General features: G+C 47.8%; 19 protein-coding genes. 3 read left to right on the top strand and 16 right to left on the bottom strand.

Annotated elements, in window-relative coordinates; translation table 11 throughout:
- Positions 1 to 233: transposase (locus tag HMPREF2608_RS04435; protein ID WP_141761464.1), on the top strand; the 233-nt coding region annotated here is incomplete at its 5' end.
- Between the two features lie 148 nt (positions 234 to 381).
- Here the strand turns inward: HMPREF2608_RS04435 and greB are convergent.
- The 12 genes from greB to HMPREF2608_RS04375 all read right to left on the bottom strand — a co-directional run bounded on the left by greB (position 382) and on the right by HMPREF2608_RS04375 (position 9,612).
- On the bottom strand, positions 382 to 873 hold the full coding sequence (greB, locus tag HMPREF2608_RS04430) for a transcription elongation factor GreB (RefSeq protein WP_070826112.1): 492 nt from the start codon (positions 871 to 873) through the stop codon (positions 382 to 384).
- Between the two features lie 74 nt (positions 874 to 947).
- Complete coding sequence (purF, locus tag HMPREF2608_RS04425; protein ID WP_070459897.1) at positions 948 to 2,492, bottom strand: amidophosphoribosyltransferase; 1,545 nt, start codon at positions 2,490 to 2,492, stop codon at positions 948 to 950.
- A gap of 149 nt (positions 2,493 to 2,641) precedes the next feature.
- Entirely contained in the window at positions 2,642 to 3,175 is a 534-nt protein-coding gene (locus HMPREF2608_RS04420) for a CvpA family protein (RefSeq protein WP_070826111.1), read from the bottom strand.
- The gene (gene ftsN, locus HMPREF2608_RS04415) at positions 3,168 to 4,316 is read right to left on the bottom strand and encodes a cell division protein FtsN (protein WP_070826110.1); all 1,149 of its coding nucleotides are present in this window, start codon (positions 4,314 to 4,316) and stop codon (positions 3,168 to 3,170) included. Before ftsN ends, HMPREF2608_RS04420 begins: the two co-directional genes overlap by 8 nt.
- A gap of 13 nt (positions 4,317 to 4,329) precedes the next feature.
- A complete protein-coding gene (gene folC / locus HMPREF2608_RS04410) occupies positions 4,330 to 5,613 on the bottom strand; it encodes a bifunctional tetrahydrofolate synthase/dihydrofolate synthase (protein WP_070826109.1) in 1,284 nt (427 codons plus the stop codon).
- A 38-nt stretch (positions 5,614 to 5,651) separates the two neighbouring features.
- Positions 5,652 to 6,104 carry a protein YgfX gene (locus tag HMPREF2608_RS04405; RefSeq protein WP_070826108.1) on the bottom strand — a complete coding sequence of 151 codons (453 nt, stop codon included), beginning with the start codon at positions 6,102 to 6,104 and terminating at the stop codon, positions 5,652 to 5,654.
- Positions 6,105 to 6,108: 4 nt separating this feature from the next.
- Complete coding sequence (locus HMPREF2608_RS04400) at positions 6,109 to 6,468, bottom strand: hypothetical protein (protein ID WP_003747228.1); 360 nt, start codon at positions 6,466 to 6,468, stop codon at positions 6,109 to 6,111.
- A 63-nt stretch (positions 6,469 to 6,531) separates the two neighbouring features.
- Positions 6,532 to 7,260, bottom strand: a complete 729-nt coding sequence (locus HMPREF2608_RS04395; protein WP_070826283.1) for an amino acid ABC transporter ATP-binding protein — start codon at positions 7,258 to 7,260, stop codon at positions 6,532 to 6,534.
- A 44-nt stretch (positions 7,261 to 7,304) separates the two neighbouring features.
- A complete protein-coding gene (locus tag HMPREF2608_RS04390; protein WP_070826107.1) occupies positions 7,305 to 7,583 on the bottom strand; it encodes a hypothetical protein in 279 nt (92 codons plus the stop codon).
- 7 nt (positions 7,584 to 7,590) lie between these two features.
- Entirely contained in the window at positions 7,591 to 8,370 is a 780-nt protein-coding gene (gene rsmA, locus HMPREF2608_RS04385; RefSeq protein ID WP_070826106.1) for a 16S rRNA (adenine(1518)-N(6)/adenine(1519)-N(6))-dimethyltransferase RsmA, read from the bottom strand.
- Between the two features lie 88 nt (positions 8,371 to 8,458).
- Entirely contained in the window at positions 8,459 to 9,058 is a 600-nt protein-coding gene (locus HMPREF2608_RS04380) for a Maf family protein (protein ID WP_070826105.1), read from the bottom strand.
- A gap of 14 nt (positions 9,059 to 9,072) precedes the next feature.
- Positions 9,073 to 9,612: a gamma carbonic anhydrase family protein gene (locus HMPREF2608_RS04375; protein ID WP_070826104.1), complete on the bottom strand. Its 540-nt coding sequence runs from the start codon at positions 9,610 to 9,612 to the stop codon at positions 9,073 to 9,075.
- A gap of 238 nt (positions 9,613 to 9,850) precedes the next feature.
- Between HMPREF2608_RS04375 and HMPREF2608_RS04370 the strand changes: the two genes are divergently transcribed.
- The gene (locus HMPREF2608_RS04370; protein ID WP_070826103.1) at positions 9,851 to 10,729 is read left to right on the top strand and encodes a DMT family transporter; all 879 of its coding nucleotides are present in this window, start codon (positions 9,851 to 9,853) and stop codon (positions 10,727 to 10,729) included.
- A 54-nt stretch (positions 10,730 to 10,783) separates the two neighbouring features.
- On the opposite strand, the gene lepB is transcribed toward HMPREF2608_RS04370, so the two are convergent.
- The 3 genes from lepB to HMPREF2608_RS04355 all read right to left on the bottom strand — a co-directional run bounded on the left by lepB (position 10,784) and on the right by HMPREF2608_RS04355 (position 14,430).
- Entirely contained in the window at positions 10,784 to 11,803 is a 1,020-nt protein-coding gene (gene lepB / locus HMPREF2608_RS04365; RefSeq protein ID WP_070646797.1) for a signal peptidase I, read from the bottom strand.
- A complete protein-coding gene (gene lepA, locus HMPREF2608_RS04360; RefSeq protein ID WP_049336500.1) occupies positions 11,803 to 13,596 on the bottom strand; it encodes a translation elongation factor 4 in 1,794 nt (597 codons plus the stop codon). Before lepA ends, lepB begins: the two co-directional genes overlap by 1 nt.
- A 132-nt stretch (positions 13,597 to 13,728) precedes the next feature.
- Positions 13,729 to 14,430, bottom strand: coding sequence for a 5'-methylthioadenosine/adenosylhomocysteine nucleosidase (locus HMPREF2608_RS04355; RefSeq protein ID WP_070826102.1), 702 nt, complete (start codon positions 14,428 to 14,430; stop codon positions 13,729 to 13,731).
- Between the two features lie 204 nt (positions 14,431 to 14,634).
- On the opposite strand from HMPREF2608_RS04355, the gene HMPREF2608_RS04350 reads away from it, so the two are divergent.
- A complete protein-coding gene (locus tag HMPREF2608_RS04350; protein ID WP_070826101.1) occupies positions 14,635 to 15,765 on the top strand; it encodes a PilT/PilU family type 4a pilus ATPase in 1,131 nt (376 codons plus the stop codon).
- A gap of 80 nt (positions 15,766 to 15,845) precedes the next feature.
- Here the strand turns inward: HMPREF2608_RS04350 and HMPREF2608_RS04345 are convergent, their stop codons facing one another.
- Entirely contained in the window at positions 15,846 to 17,252 is a 1,407-nt protein-coding gene (locus tag HMPREF2608_RS04345; RefSeq protein WP_070826100.1) for a dihydrolipoyl dehydrogenase, read from the bottom strand.

The following is a 17,252-nucleotide window of genomic DNA, read 5'->3' as shown; positions in this document are numbered from 1 at the left end:
GCAACCGATATTTGTCGAAGACCCGTTATGTGGTCGAACAAAGCGTCGGTACGCTGCACCGTAAGTTCCGCTATGCCCGGGCAGCCTATTTTGGTCTGATTAAAGTGAGTGCGCAAAGCCATCTGAAGGCGATGTGTTTGAACCTGTTGAAAGCTGCCAACAGGCTAAGTGCGCCTGTTGCTACACAAAAGGTGGTTGGATGCCTGATTAATCAGGTACTCAAGGGAGATTAAAGAGGGTATTTGAGTAGAATCAGTGGATATTTGAAACAAAAACAGCCGAAAACCTGTATTTAGGTTTCGACTGTTAGGAGAACAAAGGTCTCAGACCGTCTGAAAGTATATTTTTCAGACGGCCTTTATAGTTTTTATTCACGCATAATCAGTCAATCTTAATATATTCTACCGACAAAATCTCTATAACCTCGCGTCCTTCCGGTGTATCCAAGACAACTTCATCTCCTTCGCGTGCTTTAATCAGGCTGCGCGCCAAAGGGGAAATCCATGAGATTTTGTTTTTAGTGGTATCGATTTCATCTACGCCGACAATTTTGACGGTTTGTTCACGACCGTCTCCGCGCAATAAGCCAACGGTGGCACTGAAAAAAATCTGATCCGTGGCTTCACGCGCTTCAGGGTCGACGACGACGGCGGCTTCCAAGCGTTTGGTTAGGAAGCGGATACGGCGGTCAATTTCGCGCATACGGCGTTTGCCGTAAAGATAGTCGCCATTTTCGCTGCGGTCACCATTGCTTGCCGCCCAGTTAACGATTTGGACGATTTCCGGACGTTCTTTGTTGACCAGATGATAAAGTTCGTCTTTCAGTGCCTGCCAACCGGTAGGTGTGATGTAATTTTTGGTTTCGGTACTCATGATGTGTCTAAAACATAATTAAAGGCCGTCTGAACATTAATTTTCAGACGGCCTTTATTGTAAGTCAATTTACTTTATTCATCATCATCGCTATCGCTGATACTGATGCTGTGTTCCATTTTGCTTGGATGAACTTTCAAGCCACCACAACCTGATTTTTCGGTAGAGAGACGGTTCAGATATGCTTCATCGATATCGCCGGTTTGATAAACACCGTTGAAGCATGAAGAATCAAAGGATTCGATTTTTGGATTGAGCGCTTTGACTACTGCCTCCAAGTCTTCTAAGTTTTGGAAGACAATACCGTCCGCGCCAATCTCGGTTGCGATTTCTGCTGCGCTGCGGCCGTTTGCAATCAGTTCTTCACGGGTCGGCATATCGATACCGTACACATTTGGATAGCGCACTTCGGGAGCTGCAGAAGCAATGTAGACTTTGCGTGCACCTGCCGCGCGTACCATTTCAACGATTTCACGGCTAGTCGTACCGCGCACGATGGAATCATCCACCAACAAAACGCTTTTGCCGTTAAACTCGGTTTCCATCGGGCTGAGTTTTTGGCGCACTGATTTTTTGCGTGTTGCTTGGCCGGGCATAATAAAGGTGCGGCCGATATAGCGGTTTTTAATCAGACCTTCGCGGTAAGGTTTTTCGAGATGAACGGCAAGCTCCATCGCGCTGGGTCGGCTGGTATCGGGAATCGGCATCACGACATCGATATCGTCGACAGGCAACTCGCGTTTGATTTTTTCCGCCAAAGAAACGCCCATATCCATACGGGACTGATAAACGGAAACACCATCGATGACGGAGTCTGGGCGGGCAAAATAAACATATTCAAAAAGACAAGGGCTTAATTTGGCTTTATCGCTGCATTGACGGGAAATAATCGTGCCGTCAAAACCAATAAATACGGCCTCACCCGGCTGGATATCGCGTTCCAAATCATAGGCAAGTGCATTAAAGGCAACAGATTCGGAGGCAACGGCATAAGATTTTTTGCCGGATTCGTCAATTTGCGAACCCAAAACCAACGGACGGATACCGAAAGGATCCCGGAAAGCCAGCATGCCATATCCGGCAATCATGGCTACTACGCCGTATGCGCCGCGCACCAAGCGGTGTACTTCGGAAACGGCGTTGAAAATATTGTCGATGGTAAGTTGATAAGGGGCTGTATTTTTAGAGACTTCGCGGCGTAATTCGTGCGCAAATACATTGAGTAGGACTTCAGAATCGGAGCTGGTATTAACGTGGCGCAGGTGTTTGTTGCATACGTTTTCATAGAGCTCTTCGGTATTAGTCAGATTACCATTGTGTGCCAAAACAATGCCGAATGGGGAGCTGACATAAAACGGCTGGGCTTCTGCGCTGCTGCCCGCATTGCCTGCGGTTGGATAACGGACATGTGCGATGCCGGCATTACCGACCAAGTCGCGCATATTACGGGTACGGAACACTTCGCGCACCATGCCTTTGCCCTTGTGCATATGAAATATATTGCCTTCGGCAGTAACAATACCTGCTGCGTCCTGACCACGGTGTTGCAACATCTGCAAACCATCATACAACATCTGATTGACCGGCTCATGACTAACCAAACCTAATACACCACACATATCGTGCTTCTCCGAGTTTGAAGATTAAATGGGTAAGTCATTATAAAATAATTTAGATGAGTTTGCTCGAATTGTTGACAATATGATGCTAAATTTACGCAAATAAAAACGGATTCAGACGACCCATAGGCCGTCTGAATCCGTCAAACTTAATCATCCAATTCTTCAACTTCAGCCGCTTTACCCGAAAGATGGGACATTGCGGTATCTTTTCCAGGCAGATAAGGCATTGCAGCATCGGCAAGTGATTTAAAATACGGAATTGTGTGCGAACTTTGCCACTCTTCCGTTTTCGGCAAATCAGTGTGTGAAAAAACCATCACTGCCAGTGTCACCAAAATCACACCTTTCACTGCACCGAATACGCCGCCAAGCAAACGGTTAATGCTTCCCAAACCAACGGCAGACATCAAACTGCTCAACAGCGATCGTGCCAGTTTCTGCAACAGCCATGCCAGAAAAAACACAGCGGCAAAACCCATGGCAACCGCCAAAGAATGCGGCTCAACCGATTTAAAGACCACATCGGCAAACGGCACGGCGAGCGTTCTGGCTGCAATGAACGATATCACCCACGCCACCATCGCCCCTGCTTCGGTAATAATACCCCGTGTCAACGAGATAATGATGCAGATGACGATGACGGCGGCAGCCAACAAATCGGCAACAGGCAAATTACTCACTGGTCACCTGACCGGCAATGCCATGTACACGCAATTTGTTTAAATCGCGCTCTGCATCGCGTGCATTTTTATAACTGGCTGATTTCACGCGATACACCTTACCTTTATCGGTCATCACTTCAGTAATGGTCGAGTCGATACCTGCGGCTTTCATTTTACGTTGCAGGCTTTGCGCACGTTCTTTTTCAGCATAACCAGCCTGAATGGCAGCTTTTTTCGCAGGCTTGGCTTCTGCTGTTTCTTTTTCAGCTTTAGGCTTGGCTTTTTCAGACGGCTTCTCGGCAGTTTTTACCTTATCGGCTTTTTCTGCTTTGGCCGTTTCTGGTTTAGCTTTTTCATTTTTTGGTTTTTCAACTTTGGCTTCTGCTTTCTTAGCAGGTTCGGCCTTGTCTTTTACGCTGTCTTTGCTGTTTTTGGCAGATTTACGCTCGGCAATGGCTTTCTCTGCTTTTTCCAATTGTGCCAATTTATTGCGTTCTGCAGCGGCTTCACGCTCTGCTTTTTCAGCACGCGCTTGAAGTACGCGTTTTTTAGCTGCCAATGCGTTTTCTTTCTCTGCTGTTTCCTGTTGGGCTTGTGTTTTACGGGCCGCAGCAGCACGTTGTTCAGCCTGACGTTGGCGGCGTTCTTCGGCTCGGCGCTCTGCAGCTTCACGTTTGGCAGCCTCGGCACGTTGAATACGTTCGGACTCTTCCAAACCTTTAATATTGCCGTCATCCAAAGTATCGTTGATCAAAACCAACGGCTCGCCAACATCTTCGGGGGCAGATTCACGGTTTGGCTTCAATACTTCAACCGGCGCATTGTCTTCTTCGTCGCCTGCATTTTGAGGTTTGCTTTGCGCTTCGGCATCCGCATGGCGGGCTGCTTCTTCAGCCATCGCAACATCCTCTTTATTCGGCTCTAGGACAACAGCCTTGCTGGGCTCATCAGCCGTTTTGACTTGGCTCTGACCGACAGGCGCTTCTTTAAACGGTGAATTTTTATCGTCGCCGGAAGTCAGTGCCAGACCGAACAGCATACCCGATGCCACCACCAAGCCGGAGGCCAAGACCAAGCGACGGCGGTTGCGACGTTTGAGTTGTTCGTAACCGTCTAAATCGTATCCGTTTGGAGTTTCTTTTTGTTTATTGTCGGACATGATAATTTCCTCGTTAGTGTTCTTTCAAAACAGCCATTACATCGGCAACAGTATGGAATGAGCCAAAAACAACGATTCTATCATTTTCGGTTGCTTTAGCCAAAGCAGCACGATAGGCTGCAGCGACAGTTTCAAAAACATTTACATTGTCGATGCCGTGTTCAGTCAGTTTAGCCTGCAAAGCCTCTACCGTCATGCCGCGCGGCACATCTAAAGGCGCGATGTTCCACTCGTCAAACTGATCTTTAACGATTTCCAGCACGCCATCAATATCTTTGTCGGACAACATACAGAATACAGCAGTACGTTTTTGGGCAAAGGCAAGGTTAATCAGACTGCGGCGCAAAGCACGGGCTGCGTGCGGATTGTGGCCGACATCCAAAACCACCAGCGGACGGCCGGGCAAAACTTGGAAACGTCCAGGATTCTCAACCAACAGCAAACCGCGTTTAATCGCGCCGATGTCAACGGGCAGCTGATTATTCAAACACTCCAACACCGTCAATGCACACGCGGCATTGGACAACTGATAGGCACCGCGCAAAGCAGGAAACGGCAAGGAATTGCGGTTACGGCTTTGGCCGTCTGAAGATTGCGGATGGAAGCGGTAGTTCCACTGTACGCTTTCCATTGATGCAAAATCAAAATCTCGCTGAACCATCAACAGTTTCGCGCCAATTTCTTCTGCGTGTTTGACCAATGATTCAGGCGCAGGATTCTGGCCGCACACGGCTGGTTTGCCGCTACGGAACACCCCGGCTTTCTCAAAACCAACCTGCTCGACGGTATCGCCCAAAAAGGCCTGATGATCCAAATCCACACTGGTAACGACTGAACAGTCGCCATCGAATACATTCACAGCATCTAATCTTCCGCCCAAACCGATTTCCAAAATCATTACGTCCACATTTTCATGCATGAAAATATCGACGGCAGCCAAAGCATTAAACTCAAAATACGTCAGAGAAATTTCGCCGCGCGCCGCTTCGATGCGCTCAAATGAGGAAACAATCAATTCATCTGAAACCGGCTGAGTATTGATGGCGATTCGTTCGTTGTAACGCAGAAGATGCGGACTGGTCAGCGTACCGACTTTAAAACCGGCTTCTTTATAAATATGCGACAAATAGGCGCATACGGAACCCTTGCCATTTGTACCCGCTACCACGACGACAGGACATTGCGGCACCAAATTCATGCGTTTTTTCACTTCTCCCACGCGCTCCAAACCCATATCGATAAGGCCGGAACTATGGGCAGTCTCCAAATGAGAAAGCCAGTCTTGTAATGTTTTCATTGTATTTATCGCTTCAAAAGGCCGTCTGAAACAGCCGTTTAATCCATATCTGCCGCAAGTTCTGCTTTGTCTTCTTTTTCACGGCACCAGCGCGCCCATACTTTCAGACGGCGGTAGGCATCGCGGTCGGCCATATCAGGCAAGATGCAGTGCTTGACTATTTTTCCGTCAACATTCCATTGCAAAAACAAAGCATAAACCGTCAACATACTGCTGTCTTGCAAAACCGCGCTTCTTCCCTCTTCCTCGTTATTCAAATAAACCGTCGCACGGTATTGGCGGTCGATGATGATTTTTCTGACCGCATTTTGAGCGTGAAAATTAACGCTGCGCCAAGCATAGGCAAAACTGCCGGCCAATGCCGCCAAACCCAGCCACATCATCCAACCGTAAAACTCGGCAAGGCATAAGGCCAACGCCGAAAGGTGTAAGAAGACAATCAGAATTTTCAAAGAACGCGAGGGCGTTAAGGCCGTCTGAAAACTTCTCACGGCTTTACATCATATTGTCGAAAACAGGCGTAATGTTCAATTCCGCCTCTTCCATATCCAAAACCATATCGTGGATTTCGGTATCGAAAAATTCCCAAAAAGCCTTCAAGCTCATGTCTTGCGGCCATTTGCTTTTATCGATGTCCCAGCCGGCCAATTCGGCTTCAAAAATCTGCTGGTAACGCTCGTCAAAATAGGAAATGACGGATTCGGGTTCGTCAAATTGCGGCACAAGGAATACGGAACAGTTGGTGCGCAATTGCTCGACGGTCAGGTCGGGCATATTTTCATCGGCGGATTTCAGCCATTCCAAAAAACGGGCGGTCGGCTTCAGTACAACAGCAGTACGGTCAACAAAATACATTATTTTCAACTTTCAAAATCATTCAAACCGATCATGCCGTCTGAAATTTCAGACGGCCCTAGTTTAATGTGACATCACCTGTTGCAGGAATTGTTTGGCACGCTCATGTTTTGGATTGGTAAAAAATTCTTCCGGCGTTTCATCTTCCAGAATCTGGCCTTTATCGACAAAAATCACACGGTCGGCGACTTCGCGCGCAAAACCCATCTCATGGGTTACACACATCATGGTCATGCCGCTTTCCGCCAAGTCTTTCATCACTTTCAATACTTCGCCGACCATTTCAGGATCAAGTGCGGAAGTCGGCTCGTCAAACAACATCACGCGCGGCTCCATCGCCAAACCGCGTGCAATCGCGACACGCTGCTGTTGACCACCGGAAAGCTGACCGGGCAGCGCATCTTTTTTATGCGCCAAGCCGACACGTTCCAAAAGCTCCATCGCTTTCTTTTCCGCCTCTTCACGGCTTTGGTTTTTCACTTTCATCGGAGAAAGAATAATATTTTCCAAAACGCTCAAATGCGGATACAGATTGAACCCTTGGAACACAAAGCCCACTTCTTCACGCACTTTGTTCAAATCGGTTTTCGGATCGGCAACATTGATGCCGTCTACCCAAATCTCGCCGCTTTCAATGCGCTCGAGTTGGTTTACCGTACGAATCAGCGTCGATTTTCCACTACCCGAAGGGCCGCATACAACGACCACTTCGCCTTGTTTGACTTCCAGATTCACACCGTTGATAACGTGCAAATCTTTAAAATGTTTGTGTACATTTTTGAATTTAATCATTATTTCTTTCCAAACTACCAAAATTTTCGGGGCTTGAGTTGCGTTTACCGCTGCCAAAGCAAAGGAATGGCCGTTTCCAGCCCAAAGCGGCAACTGACTATGCTGCCGGAGATTCCGCCTTTATTGTACCGATTGACTTTAAATTGCTCTTCCCTATCGAGACGATGCCCGGTCAATACCCAAACTGCGCCGATAATTGCTGCTTCAAAACGGTGCCGCTCAGGCGGCATATCCTTACTGGAAAAATACTGCGCCAACTCGCGCCACAAATATGAATCACCCAGAAACCCCCATTGAATAGGAGGTTGCTTAAAAATTGCCATCACTGTTTCAGACGGCCTTTTGAACCAAATAATTGCTCAATTCCACATATTTCTCAGCGGCAATGTGTTCTGCCCTATCCTGCGGATTAATGCCGACTGCCTGCAAATCATCATCGCCGGCAAGTTCCTTCAAATTATTGCGTATGGTTTTGCGACGTTGATGGAAAGCCAGTTTCACCAGTTTGGCAAAATGTTCAAAATCTTCCGCTTTACCGATTCGGTGTTTCACCGGAATCATGCGCACAACGGCCGAATCTACTTTCGGCGCAGGATCAAAGGATTCAGACGGTACTTCAATCAACATTTCCATATCGAAGAAATATTGCAGCATCACGCCCAGACGGCCATAGTCGTTGGTTTTCGGCTGCGCCACCATGCGTTCGACCACTTCTTTTTGCAGCATAAAGTGCATATCGATCACATCGTCGGCCACTTCGCTCAATCGGAACAAAAGCGGCGTGGAAATATTATACGGCAGGTTGCCGACAATTTTTTTCTTGCCTTCAATGCTGTTGAAATCAAACTGCAATACATCGCCTTCGTGTATTACCAATTTATCTGCAAACGGCAAGGTTTTCAGACGGCGTACGATGTCACGGTCGATTTCGCAGACATGCAGGCAGTTGAGTTTTTTCGCCAAAGGCTCGGTAATGGCTGCCAAGCCTGGGCCGATTTCAATCACGATATCATCGGGCTGCGGTCTGACCGCGTTGACAATATCGCTAATAATCCGCGTATCCTGCAAAAAATTCTGCCCGAAGCGTTTCCGGGCCTTATGTTCTTTCATATCTTTCTTCAAGCAAGCTGTTTAAGGCAGTATTGTAACTGAAACAGGCGTTTTTGTCGGCACGCTTTCAGACGGCATTTGCCTAATTTTAAACAAACGGCGGCGCTTCCAAACCCAAAGATTTCAGTAGTTGCGCGGTCTCATAAACCGGCAAACCCATCACGCCGGTAAAGCTACCCTGCAAATGCTCGACAAATACGCCGCCCAAGCCCTGAATCCCATACGCACCGGCTTTATCCATCGGCTCACCACTGGCAACATAGGCTGCAATCTCCTCAGCCGTCAACGTTTTAAAGCGCACTTCGCTCGTCTGCACGACATCATGGCGCACGTCTTGCCAGTAAACGCATACAGCCGTCAGCACTTGATGCGTCCGTCCCGACAAGCGTTCCAGCATATCGACCGCATCAGCCTCGGATTCAGGTTTACCCAAAATAGCCTCACCATCCGCCACCGTCGTATCCGCCGTCAATACAGCAAACTCAGGCTCTTGATCATGAGCAGTAAACCATTGCGCTACTGCTACCTGATTTTTCTCGCAGGCCATACGGCGCACATACTCTACTGCGGCTTCGCCTTCTTTGGGGGTTTCATCAATATCAGCAGGAAGGCGGCGTACCGTGAAACCCAAATTCTCCAAAATCTCACGACGGCGCGGACTGCCCGAAGCCAGATAAATTGCGTTCATTGTATTGGTTGTCCTTATTTTGAAATTTTATGCTGACCGGACAGGCGGACATAATGCGCAGAGGAATACGTCAAAAATGCCTTTTCCTCATCAGTTAGCGGACGCACTTTTTTCACAGGCGAGCCGACGTATAAAAAACCACTTTCCAAACGCTTGCGAGGAGGCACCAAACTGCCCGCGCCTATCATCACATCATCTTCGACAACCGTATCATCCAAAATAATCGAGCCCATGCCCACCAACACACGATTCCCAATTCGGCAGCCATGCAGCATGACCTTATGCCCAATCGTCACATCATCGCCGATAATCAAAGGCGAACCGTCAGGCTTCGCCGCATTCTTATGCGACACATGCAAAACGCTGCCGTCCTGCACATTGCTGCGTTTGCCGATAGAAATACTGTTCACATCGCCGCGCAATACGGCATAAGGCCAAATCGATACATCTTCCGCCAGCGACACTTCGCCAATCACTACCGAAGTCTCATCTACAAAACAAGACTCATCAACCGACGGCACATAATCCAAAAACGCACGAATAGGGTTTGCCATTTCCAATAATCCTTTTCTCAAAACCAAAACTGATCAGACCGTCTGAAAACACGGCGTAAAACGATTTTATACTACAACAATACGAAATCAAGCCAGAAAATCATCAAAAGGCCGTCTGAAACAGTTTTCAGACGGCCTTTCATCATAACCCCTTTATCTTGGCTTACGACTATTTATCATTAGCGCCCCAACTATATCTTATGGAATAATTGTCTTTATTTGATTCTTGGAGAAGCCGATGGATACACGTTCGGGAAATTATGCAGCGCCCCTATTGGTCGTCGGCTGCGTCGTCTTCGGCTTGGGCAGTTTGATTGTCAAATTTGTCGATGTCGGCTCTTACGCCATCGCATTCTGGCGTTTACTGATTGCCGCCCCTATATTCTTCCTGCTCGGGCGTTTTTTCAGACAAAAAATGCCCACGAAACGAAAAACAGTTGGCTACGCAATCTTATCCGGCATTTTCCTCGCATTCGACCCCGCCCTTTGGCACGAAAGTATTCACGCCGTAGGTCCCGGCATTTCCACCTTGCTCAACAGCCTGCAGATTTTCTTTTTAGCCGCCATCGGCTTCTTCTTTTATTCGGAACGTTTAAGCACCCTGCAAATTTTAAGTTTGATATTGGCCACCATAGGCGTAGCCTTAATCGGCAGCCCAGAGTTCGGTCATAACGACAATGCCGCATGGGGATTTGTCAGCGGCGTAGTATCCGGTGCCATGCTGGCCCTGTCTATGGTTTTCGTACGCAAAACCCATGAGCAGGAAAAAGTCGGTTTGTTTCCACTGATGATGATTTTAAGCTTCGGCGGCGCAATGGCACTGGTCATCCCATCGTTGCTATTCGATGCTGCACATCTCTATCCCAAAACTTTAAACGATGTGATTCTAGTCTCCATCTACGGCATCGTCATGCAATGTTTTGCTTGGGCATTGATTGCTTACGCCATCCCGCTTTTATCCCTATCGCTGACCGGCCTACTACTGCTCTCCGAACCAGTTGCTGCCATGTTGATCGATTATTTCTGGCTGGACAAACCGATTAATACCGTCCAATGGAGCGGCGCCACTTTGACTTTATTGGCGATTTATTTGGGTTCGTTAAAAGACAAAAAATAGATACAAAAAAGGCCGTCTGAAAAATTTCAGACGGCCTTTTAATCTGTTTATTGCTTATTGGATACTGGTACCGATACGGCTGAGTTCGCCAAAGTTCATCCAAACGAAGAAGGCTTTACCGACAATCAGTTTATCATCGACAAACCCCCAGTAACGGGAGTCGGCGCTGTTGTCGCGGTTGTCGCCCATCGCGAAATAACGGCCTTCTGGAACTTTACAGATAAAGCCATTGCCGTCTTCTGCATATTCGCAATTTTCCAAACCGCTTGTTTCAAGCGAGTAATTGCTTTCAGGCATTACTTCGGAGGTGTATTTGTTCAATACAGCAATCGATACAGAAGGCTGACCGGCCTCTTTGACAACGTCAAAGTTTTTGCCGTTTAAGGCCGTCTGAAAACGCTCAAGCGTATGAATCATGGACGGATCGGTATCATCTGCATATTGATAATTACCGTTTGGTTTTTCTGAAATAATTTCACCGTTAACAGTCAAAACCTTATCACGATATTCCACAACGTCGCCCGGAATACCGACGATACGTTTGATGTAATTCATCTCAGGCTGAAGTGGGTAATTGAACACCACGACATCGCCTCGTGCAATATTGCCAACAGGGATAATGACCTTATTCAAAATCGGCAGGCGGATACCGTAAGAGAATTTGTTCACCAAGATAAAATCGCCTTTAACCAAGCCAGGACGCATGGAGCTGGACGGAATTTGGAACGGCTCGGCAATAAAGCTGCGCAATACAAAGATAACCAAGATGATGGGGAAAAAGCCGCCCATGTAGTCGGTAAAATGCGCATTGTCTTCGCCGGTCTCGCTTTTTTTCAGACGGCCTTTATGGATTGCCCAAACAATACCGGTAAACACGACAAACACCAGCAATACGGCGGTAAAGCTCATAAATTCGGACAAAATGCCGAATACGCCGACCATGCACAAGAGATAACTCCATTGCAGGCCGGAGCTCCATTCGCCGTTTTCCTGACGCTCTTTGCTGCTTTTGAAGTTGAGGACCAAGCCGGCCAGCAGTACAACGATTGCGCCTAAAGTCAGATTTATACTCATTATTTATCACTCACTTGCAGAATCGCCAAGAATGCGCTTTGCGGGATTTCCACATTGCCCACTTGTTTCATGCGGCGCTTACCTGCTTTTTGTTTTTCGAGAAGTTTTTTCTTACGCGTAATATCGCCGCCGTAACATTTCGCCAAAACGTTTTTACGCAGGGCTTTAACGTTTTCGCGGGCGATAATCTGGCTGCCGATGGCGGCTTGGACGGCGATGTCGAACATCTGACGCGGAATCAGTTCGCGCATTTTTGATGCCAGCTCTCGACCACGGTGAACGGCGCTTTGACGGTGGACAATCAGGCTCAGGGCATCGACTTTTTCTCCGTTGACCATAATGTCGAGCTTAATCAAGTCAGATGGTTGGAACTCTTTGAAATGGTAGTCCAACGAAGCATAACCACGCGAAGTCGATTTGAGCTTGTCGAAGAAATCCATTACGACTTCGTTCATCGGCAAATCATAAGTCAGCATGACTTGGCGGCCCATGTATTGCATATTGACCTGAACGCCGCGCTTTTGGTTACACAAAGTCATAACGTTACCGACATATTCCTGCGGCACAAGAATGGTCGCAGTGATAATCGGCTCAAGAATGGTTTCGATAGTGCTGATTTCAGGCAGTTTGGACGGGTTTTCAACTTCGATTTTCTCGCCGTTTTTCAACACGACTTCATAAACCACTGTTGGCGCAGTGGTAATCAAGTCCATGTCGAACTCGCGCTCCAAACGTTCCTGCACGATTTCCAAGTGCAAAAGACCCAAGAAGCCGCAACGGAAACCGAAGCCCAATGCTTGGGAAACCTCAGGCTCAAATTTCAACGAAGCATCGTTCAGCTGCAATTTTTCCAAAGCATCTCGCAAGGCTTCGTAGTCGTGGCTTTCCACCGGATAGAGACCGGCAAATACTTGACTTTGCACTTCTTGGAAGCCGGGCAGCGGCTCAGAGGCAGGGTTGGCAACCAAAGTAACCGTATCGCCGACTTTTGCCTGACCCAATTCTTTTACGCCGGTAATCAAAAAGCCTACTTCGCCGGCTTTGAGTTCTTGTTTTTGAACCGATTTCGGCGTGAATACACCCAGCTGCTCAACCTGAGTTTCCGCCTTAGTGCTCATAAAGCGCACTTTGTCTTTCAGCTTGATGGTGCCGTTTTTCACACGAATCAACATAACTACGCCGACGTAATTGTCAAACCACGAATCGACAATAACCGCTTGCAACGGCGCATTTTCATCACCAGTCGGCGCAGGGATTTTGGCAACGATCTCTTCCAAAACATCTTCCACACCAATGCCGCTTTTTGCAGAACATTGCACCGCACCAACGGCATCAATGCCGATGATGTCTTCAATTTCCTGCTCCACGCGATCGGGTTCTGCTGCAGGTAAGTCGATTTTGTTCAAAACAGGCACAACTTCCACGCCCAAATCAATCGCGGTATAGCAGTTCGCCACGGTTTGCGCTTCTACACCTTGAGACGCATCGACCACCAAAAGCGCACCTTCGCAAGCCGACAGCGAACGGGATACTTCATAAGAGAAGTCGACGTGTCCCGGAGTATCAATCAGATTGAGCTGATACACCTGCCCGTCGCGTGCTTTATAGTTGAGCGCGGCGGTTTGCGCTTTAATGGTAATGCCGCGCTCTTTTTCGATGTCCATGGAATCGAGCACCTGCGTACTCATTTCGCGCAAATCCAAACCGCCGCAGTATTGGATAAAACGGTCGGCAAGCGTCGATTTGCCGTGGTCGATGTGGGCAATAATGGAGAAATTCCGTATGTTTTTCATATTGTTATTAAGATAAATGCAATTAAAGGCTGAAAGGCCGTCTGAAAAAACAGGGATTCGGTTTTCAGACGGCCTTAGAATAAGGTTGAATCGTTCCGTATTCTAACGGAAATTCAACGCTTTTGCATGATTTTATAGCGATTTGACAATCTCGGTCACCATCTTCGCCGAGCTGACGGCCGCCGTTTTCAAAAACTCTTCAAAGCTGATGTCCGCTTTCTCATCTGCCGAATCGGATACGGCACGAATAATCACAAACGGCACTTCCAACTGGTGACAGGTTTGCGCAATCGCCGCAGCTTCCATTTCCACTGCTTTTACGTCAGGAAAATGACTGCGAATTTCCGCGACGCCTTCGCTGCTGTGTACAAAACGGTCGCCACTGACAATCAAGCCTTGCGTAACAGCCGCTCCGTCAAAAACTTGCGCCGCCTTTTCTGCTTGACGAATCAAGTTTGAATCCGATGCGAACACAGCAGGAAGTTGCGGCACTTGTCCCCAAACATAACCAAAAGCCGTTACGTCAACATCGTGATGCGCCACAGTTTCGCCGATAACCACATCGCCGACCTTCAATCCTTTGCCCAAACCGCCTGCACTGCCGGTATTGATGACGCAATCCGGTGCAGACTGATGAATGACCCAAGAAGTAGAAACCGCTGCATTGACCTTACCGATACCGCTCAAAACCAATACCATGCGTTTTCCGGCCAATTCGCCTTCATATGCTGAGAATTTACCGAAGGATACATGCTTGACATTGGACATGCTTTCACGCAAAAGCTCAATTTCCTGTTCCATTGCGCCGACCACGGCAATTGTTTGTACTGACATCTCGTTACCTTTCCATTCACTAATCGGGCAACATTATAACAGCAGAATTTAAAATCACAGGGATACTGAAAAATCTGCTATATTCCCAGCACGATACTCAATTTAAAACAGATTGCCGCTCTAGCGGGCAAAACAGCAAATAATGATTGCTTCTGTTATAATTATTCTCAATAAAATAACTCTATTTCAAATACCTAAATTCTTATGTTTGACGAAAATACTCCGGGCGCAAAAGAAGAATTGTTCGCTTGGCTACGCCATATGAACAAATACAAAGGCTCCGACCTTTTCATTACCACCAATTTCCCGCCTGCCATGAAAGTGGACGGCAAAATCACGCGACTGAGCGATGAGCCGTTAAGTGCTGAAAAATGTATGGAAATCGCTTTTTCGATTATGTCTTCCAAACAAATCGAAGAATTTTCTTCCACCAACGAATGCAACTTTGCCATCAGCCTGCCCGATACCAGCCGCTTCCGTGTCAATGCCATGGTTCAACGCGGCGCAACAGCTTTGGTATTCCGCTCCATTACCAGCAATATCCCTAAATTTGAAACGCTTAATCTGCCACCGATTCTGAAAGACATCGCCCTCAGAAAACGCGGTTTGGTTATTTTTGTCGGCGGTACAGGTTCGGGCAAGTCCACTTCCCTCGCCTCCCTTATCGACTATCGAAACGAAAACAGCTTCGACCACATTATTACCATCGAAGACCCGATTGAGTTTATCCACCAACACAAAAACTGCATCATCACCCAACGTGAAATCGGTGTAGATACAGAAAATTGGCCGATTGCATTGAAAAATACCCTGCGCCAAGCACCGGATGTTATCCTGATTGGTGAAATCCGCGACCGCGAGACCATGGACTACGCCATTTCCTTCGCGGAAACCGGCCATTTGTGTATGGCGACACTGCACGCCAACAGTACCAACCAAGCGCTGGACCGCATCATCAACTTCTTCCCCGAAGAGCGCCGTAACCAGTTACTGACCGACTTGTCGCTCAACCTGCAAGCCTTTATTTCGCAACGCCTGATTCCCCGTGAAGGCGGACGGGGACGCGTAGCGGCTGTCGAGGTTTTGCTCAATTCGCCCATTATTGCCGACTTGATTCGAAAAGGCGAAGTCCACAACATCAAAGAAATGATGAAAAAATCAAATGGCATGGGCATGATTACTTTTGACCAAGCCTTATACGATTTGTATGAAAACGGTGATATCAGCTATCAAGACGCTATTAAAAATGCCGACTCTGCCCATGATTTGCGCTTAGACATTCAATTACGAAGCCGTCGCGCACAAAATGCCGGTCCGGATTTAGAATTGATTTAACAGCTTCAAAGCATAAAAAAAAGAAAAGGCCGTCTGAAACCTCACCACGAGTTTCAGACGGCCTTTATTCCATCAAATAATCAAGCCTGTTTCAATTTTGCATCGGCATCACGCAATGCAGTACGCAGACCTTCCTCGATAACCGGATGGTAGAACGGCATATCCAGCATTTGCGGAATCGTCATCTTCATTTGATGAGCCCAAGCCATCAAGTGTGCCAAATGTTCGGCAGCAGGGCCGACAACTTCCGCACCAATGAAACGGCCGGTCGCTTTCTCAGCATACAAACGCATATGGCCTTTGTTTACCAACATAACACGGCTGCGGCCTTGGTTTCGGAAGGAAACTTCACCGATGACAAACTCATCAGGCTGATATTTCTCCGCAACTTGCGCGTATTTCAAACCGATAGTGGCAATTTGCGGACTGGTGAATACCACGCCGATTACGCTACGGCGCAAACCACCCTCAATATTCGGGAAAATAGCGGCATTGTGACCGGCAATTTTACCTTGGTCGGAAGCCTCATGCAGCAGAGGCAATTGATTGGACGCATCGCCTGCGATAAAGATATGCGGAATGCTGGTTTGCATGGTCAGCGGATCAGCAACAGGCACGCCACGCGCATCTTTTTCGATATTCAGGTTTTCCAAACCGATATTGTCCACGTTCGGACGGCGACCGGCGGCAGCCAAAGCATATTCGGCATGGAACACACCTTTTTCGCCATCTTGTTCCCAGTGAACTTCAACATTGCCTTCTGCGTCCAATTTGACTTCGGTTTTGGCATCCAAATGCAAAGTCAACTCTTCACCAAAAACGGTTTTGGCTTCTTCAGCGACAACAGGATCGGAAATACCGCCAATAGCGCCGGCCACGCCAAAAATTTCAACTTTTACGCCTAAACGGTGCAAAGCCTGACCCAACTCTAAGCCGATTACGCCAGGGCCGAATACGGCCACACTCTTAGGCAGGGTATCCCAAGAGAAAACATCATCGTTCACAATCAAGCGATCGCCCAAAACTTCCCACTGTGGGAAAATCACAGGGCGCGAACCTGTGGCAATCACAAAACTTTTTGCAGTGATTTGAGTGTGGTCATCAATTTGGACGGTGTGTTCGTCAACAAATTTTGCCGTACCCATAATACGCTTGTCGGCAGGCCACTCTTCTACATCGCTGACCACAAAACCGACAAAACGGTCGCGTTCGGACTTCACGCGGTGCATGACTTCTTCGCCGTTTACCGTTACGCTGTCTTTATCCAAATGCACGCCAAACGGATCGGTATGCAGAGCATGATGGCGCGCTTCCGCAGCCGCAATCAGCAATTTGGACGGCATGCAGCCGACACGCGCACAAGTTGTTCCGAATACATTGTTTTCAATCAGGTAAACATTGTCTGTATGAAGTCGGGCATTGCGAAATGCGCCCATACCGGCTGTACCGCCACCCAGTACTACCACATCTGCTTGAATCTTTTTCAT

The organism is Neisseria sp. HMSC064D07, from assembly GCF_001837185.1.
Lineage (GTDB): Bacteria > Pseudomonadota > Gammaproteobacteria > Burkholderiales > Neisseriaceae > Neisseria > Neisseria flavescens_C.
This window is presented reverse-complemented; position numbering and strand designations above follow the sequence as displayed.

Coding starts and splice junctions, on each gene's coding strand:
- HMPREF2608_RS04380 (WP_070826105.1), bottom strand. CDS start 9,058: ATGAACGCAATTTATCTGGCTTCGGGCAGTCCGCGCCGTCGTGAGATT.
- HMPREF2608_RS04400 (WP_003747228.1), bottom strand. CDS start 6,468: ATGTATTTTGTTGACCGTACTGCTGTTGTACTGAAGCCGACCGCCCGT.
- lepB (WP_070646797.1), bottom strand. CDS start 11,803: ATGAGTATAAATCTGACTTTAGGCGCAATCGTTGTACTGCTGGCCGGC.
- HMPREF2608_RS04345 (WP_070826100.1), bottom strand. CDS start 17,252: ATGAAAAAGATTCAAGCAGATGTGGTAGTACTGGGTGGCGGTACAGCC.
- HMPREF2608_RS04370 (WP_070826103.1), top strand. CDS start 9,851: ATGGATACACGTTCGGGAAATTATGCAGCGCCCCTATTGGTCGTCGGC.
- HMPREF2608_RS04350 (WP_070826101.1), top strand. CDS start 14,635: ATGTTTGACGAAAATACTCCGGGCGCAAAAGAAGAATTGTTCGCTTGG.
- folC (WP_070826109.1), bottom strand. CDS start 5,613: ATGAAAACATTACAAGACTGGCTTTCTCATTTGGAGACTGCCCATAGT.
- purF (WP_070459897.1), bottom strand. CDS start 2,492: ATGTGTGGTGTATTAGGTTTGGTTAGTCATGAGCCGGTCAATCAGATG.
- HMPREF2608_RS04355 (WP_070826102.1), bottom strand. CDS start 14,430: ATGTCAGTACAAACAATTGCCGTGGTCGGCGCAATGGAACAGGAAATT.
- HMPREF2608_RS04375 (WP_070826104.1), bottom strand. CDS start 9,612: ATGGCAAACCCTATTCGTGCGTTTTTGGATTATGTGCCGTCGGTTGAT.
- greB (WP_070826112.1), bottom strand. CDS start 873: ATGAGTACCGAAACCAAAAATTACATCACACCTACCGGTTGGCAGGCA.
- rsmA (WP_070826106.1), bottom strand. CDS start 8,370: ATGAAAGAACATAAGGCCCGGAAACGCTTCGGGCAGAATTTTTTGCAG.
- HMPREF2608_RS04395 (WP_070826283.1), bottom strand. CDS start 7,260: ATGATTAAATTCAAAAATGTACACAAACATTTTAAAGATTTGCACGTT.
- ftsN (WP_070826110.1), bottom strand. CDS start 4,316: ATGTCCGACAATAAACAAAAAGAAACTCCAAACGGATACGATTTAGAC.
- HMPREF2608_RS04390 (WP_070826107.1), bottom strand. CDS start 7,583: ATGGCAATTTTTAAGCAACCTCCTATTCAATGGGGGTTTCTGGGTGAT.
- lepA (WP_049336500.1), bottom strand. CDS start 13,596: ATGAAAAACATACGGAATTTCTCCATTATTGCCCACATCGACCACGGC.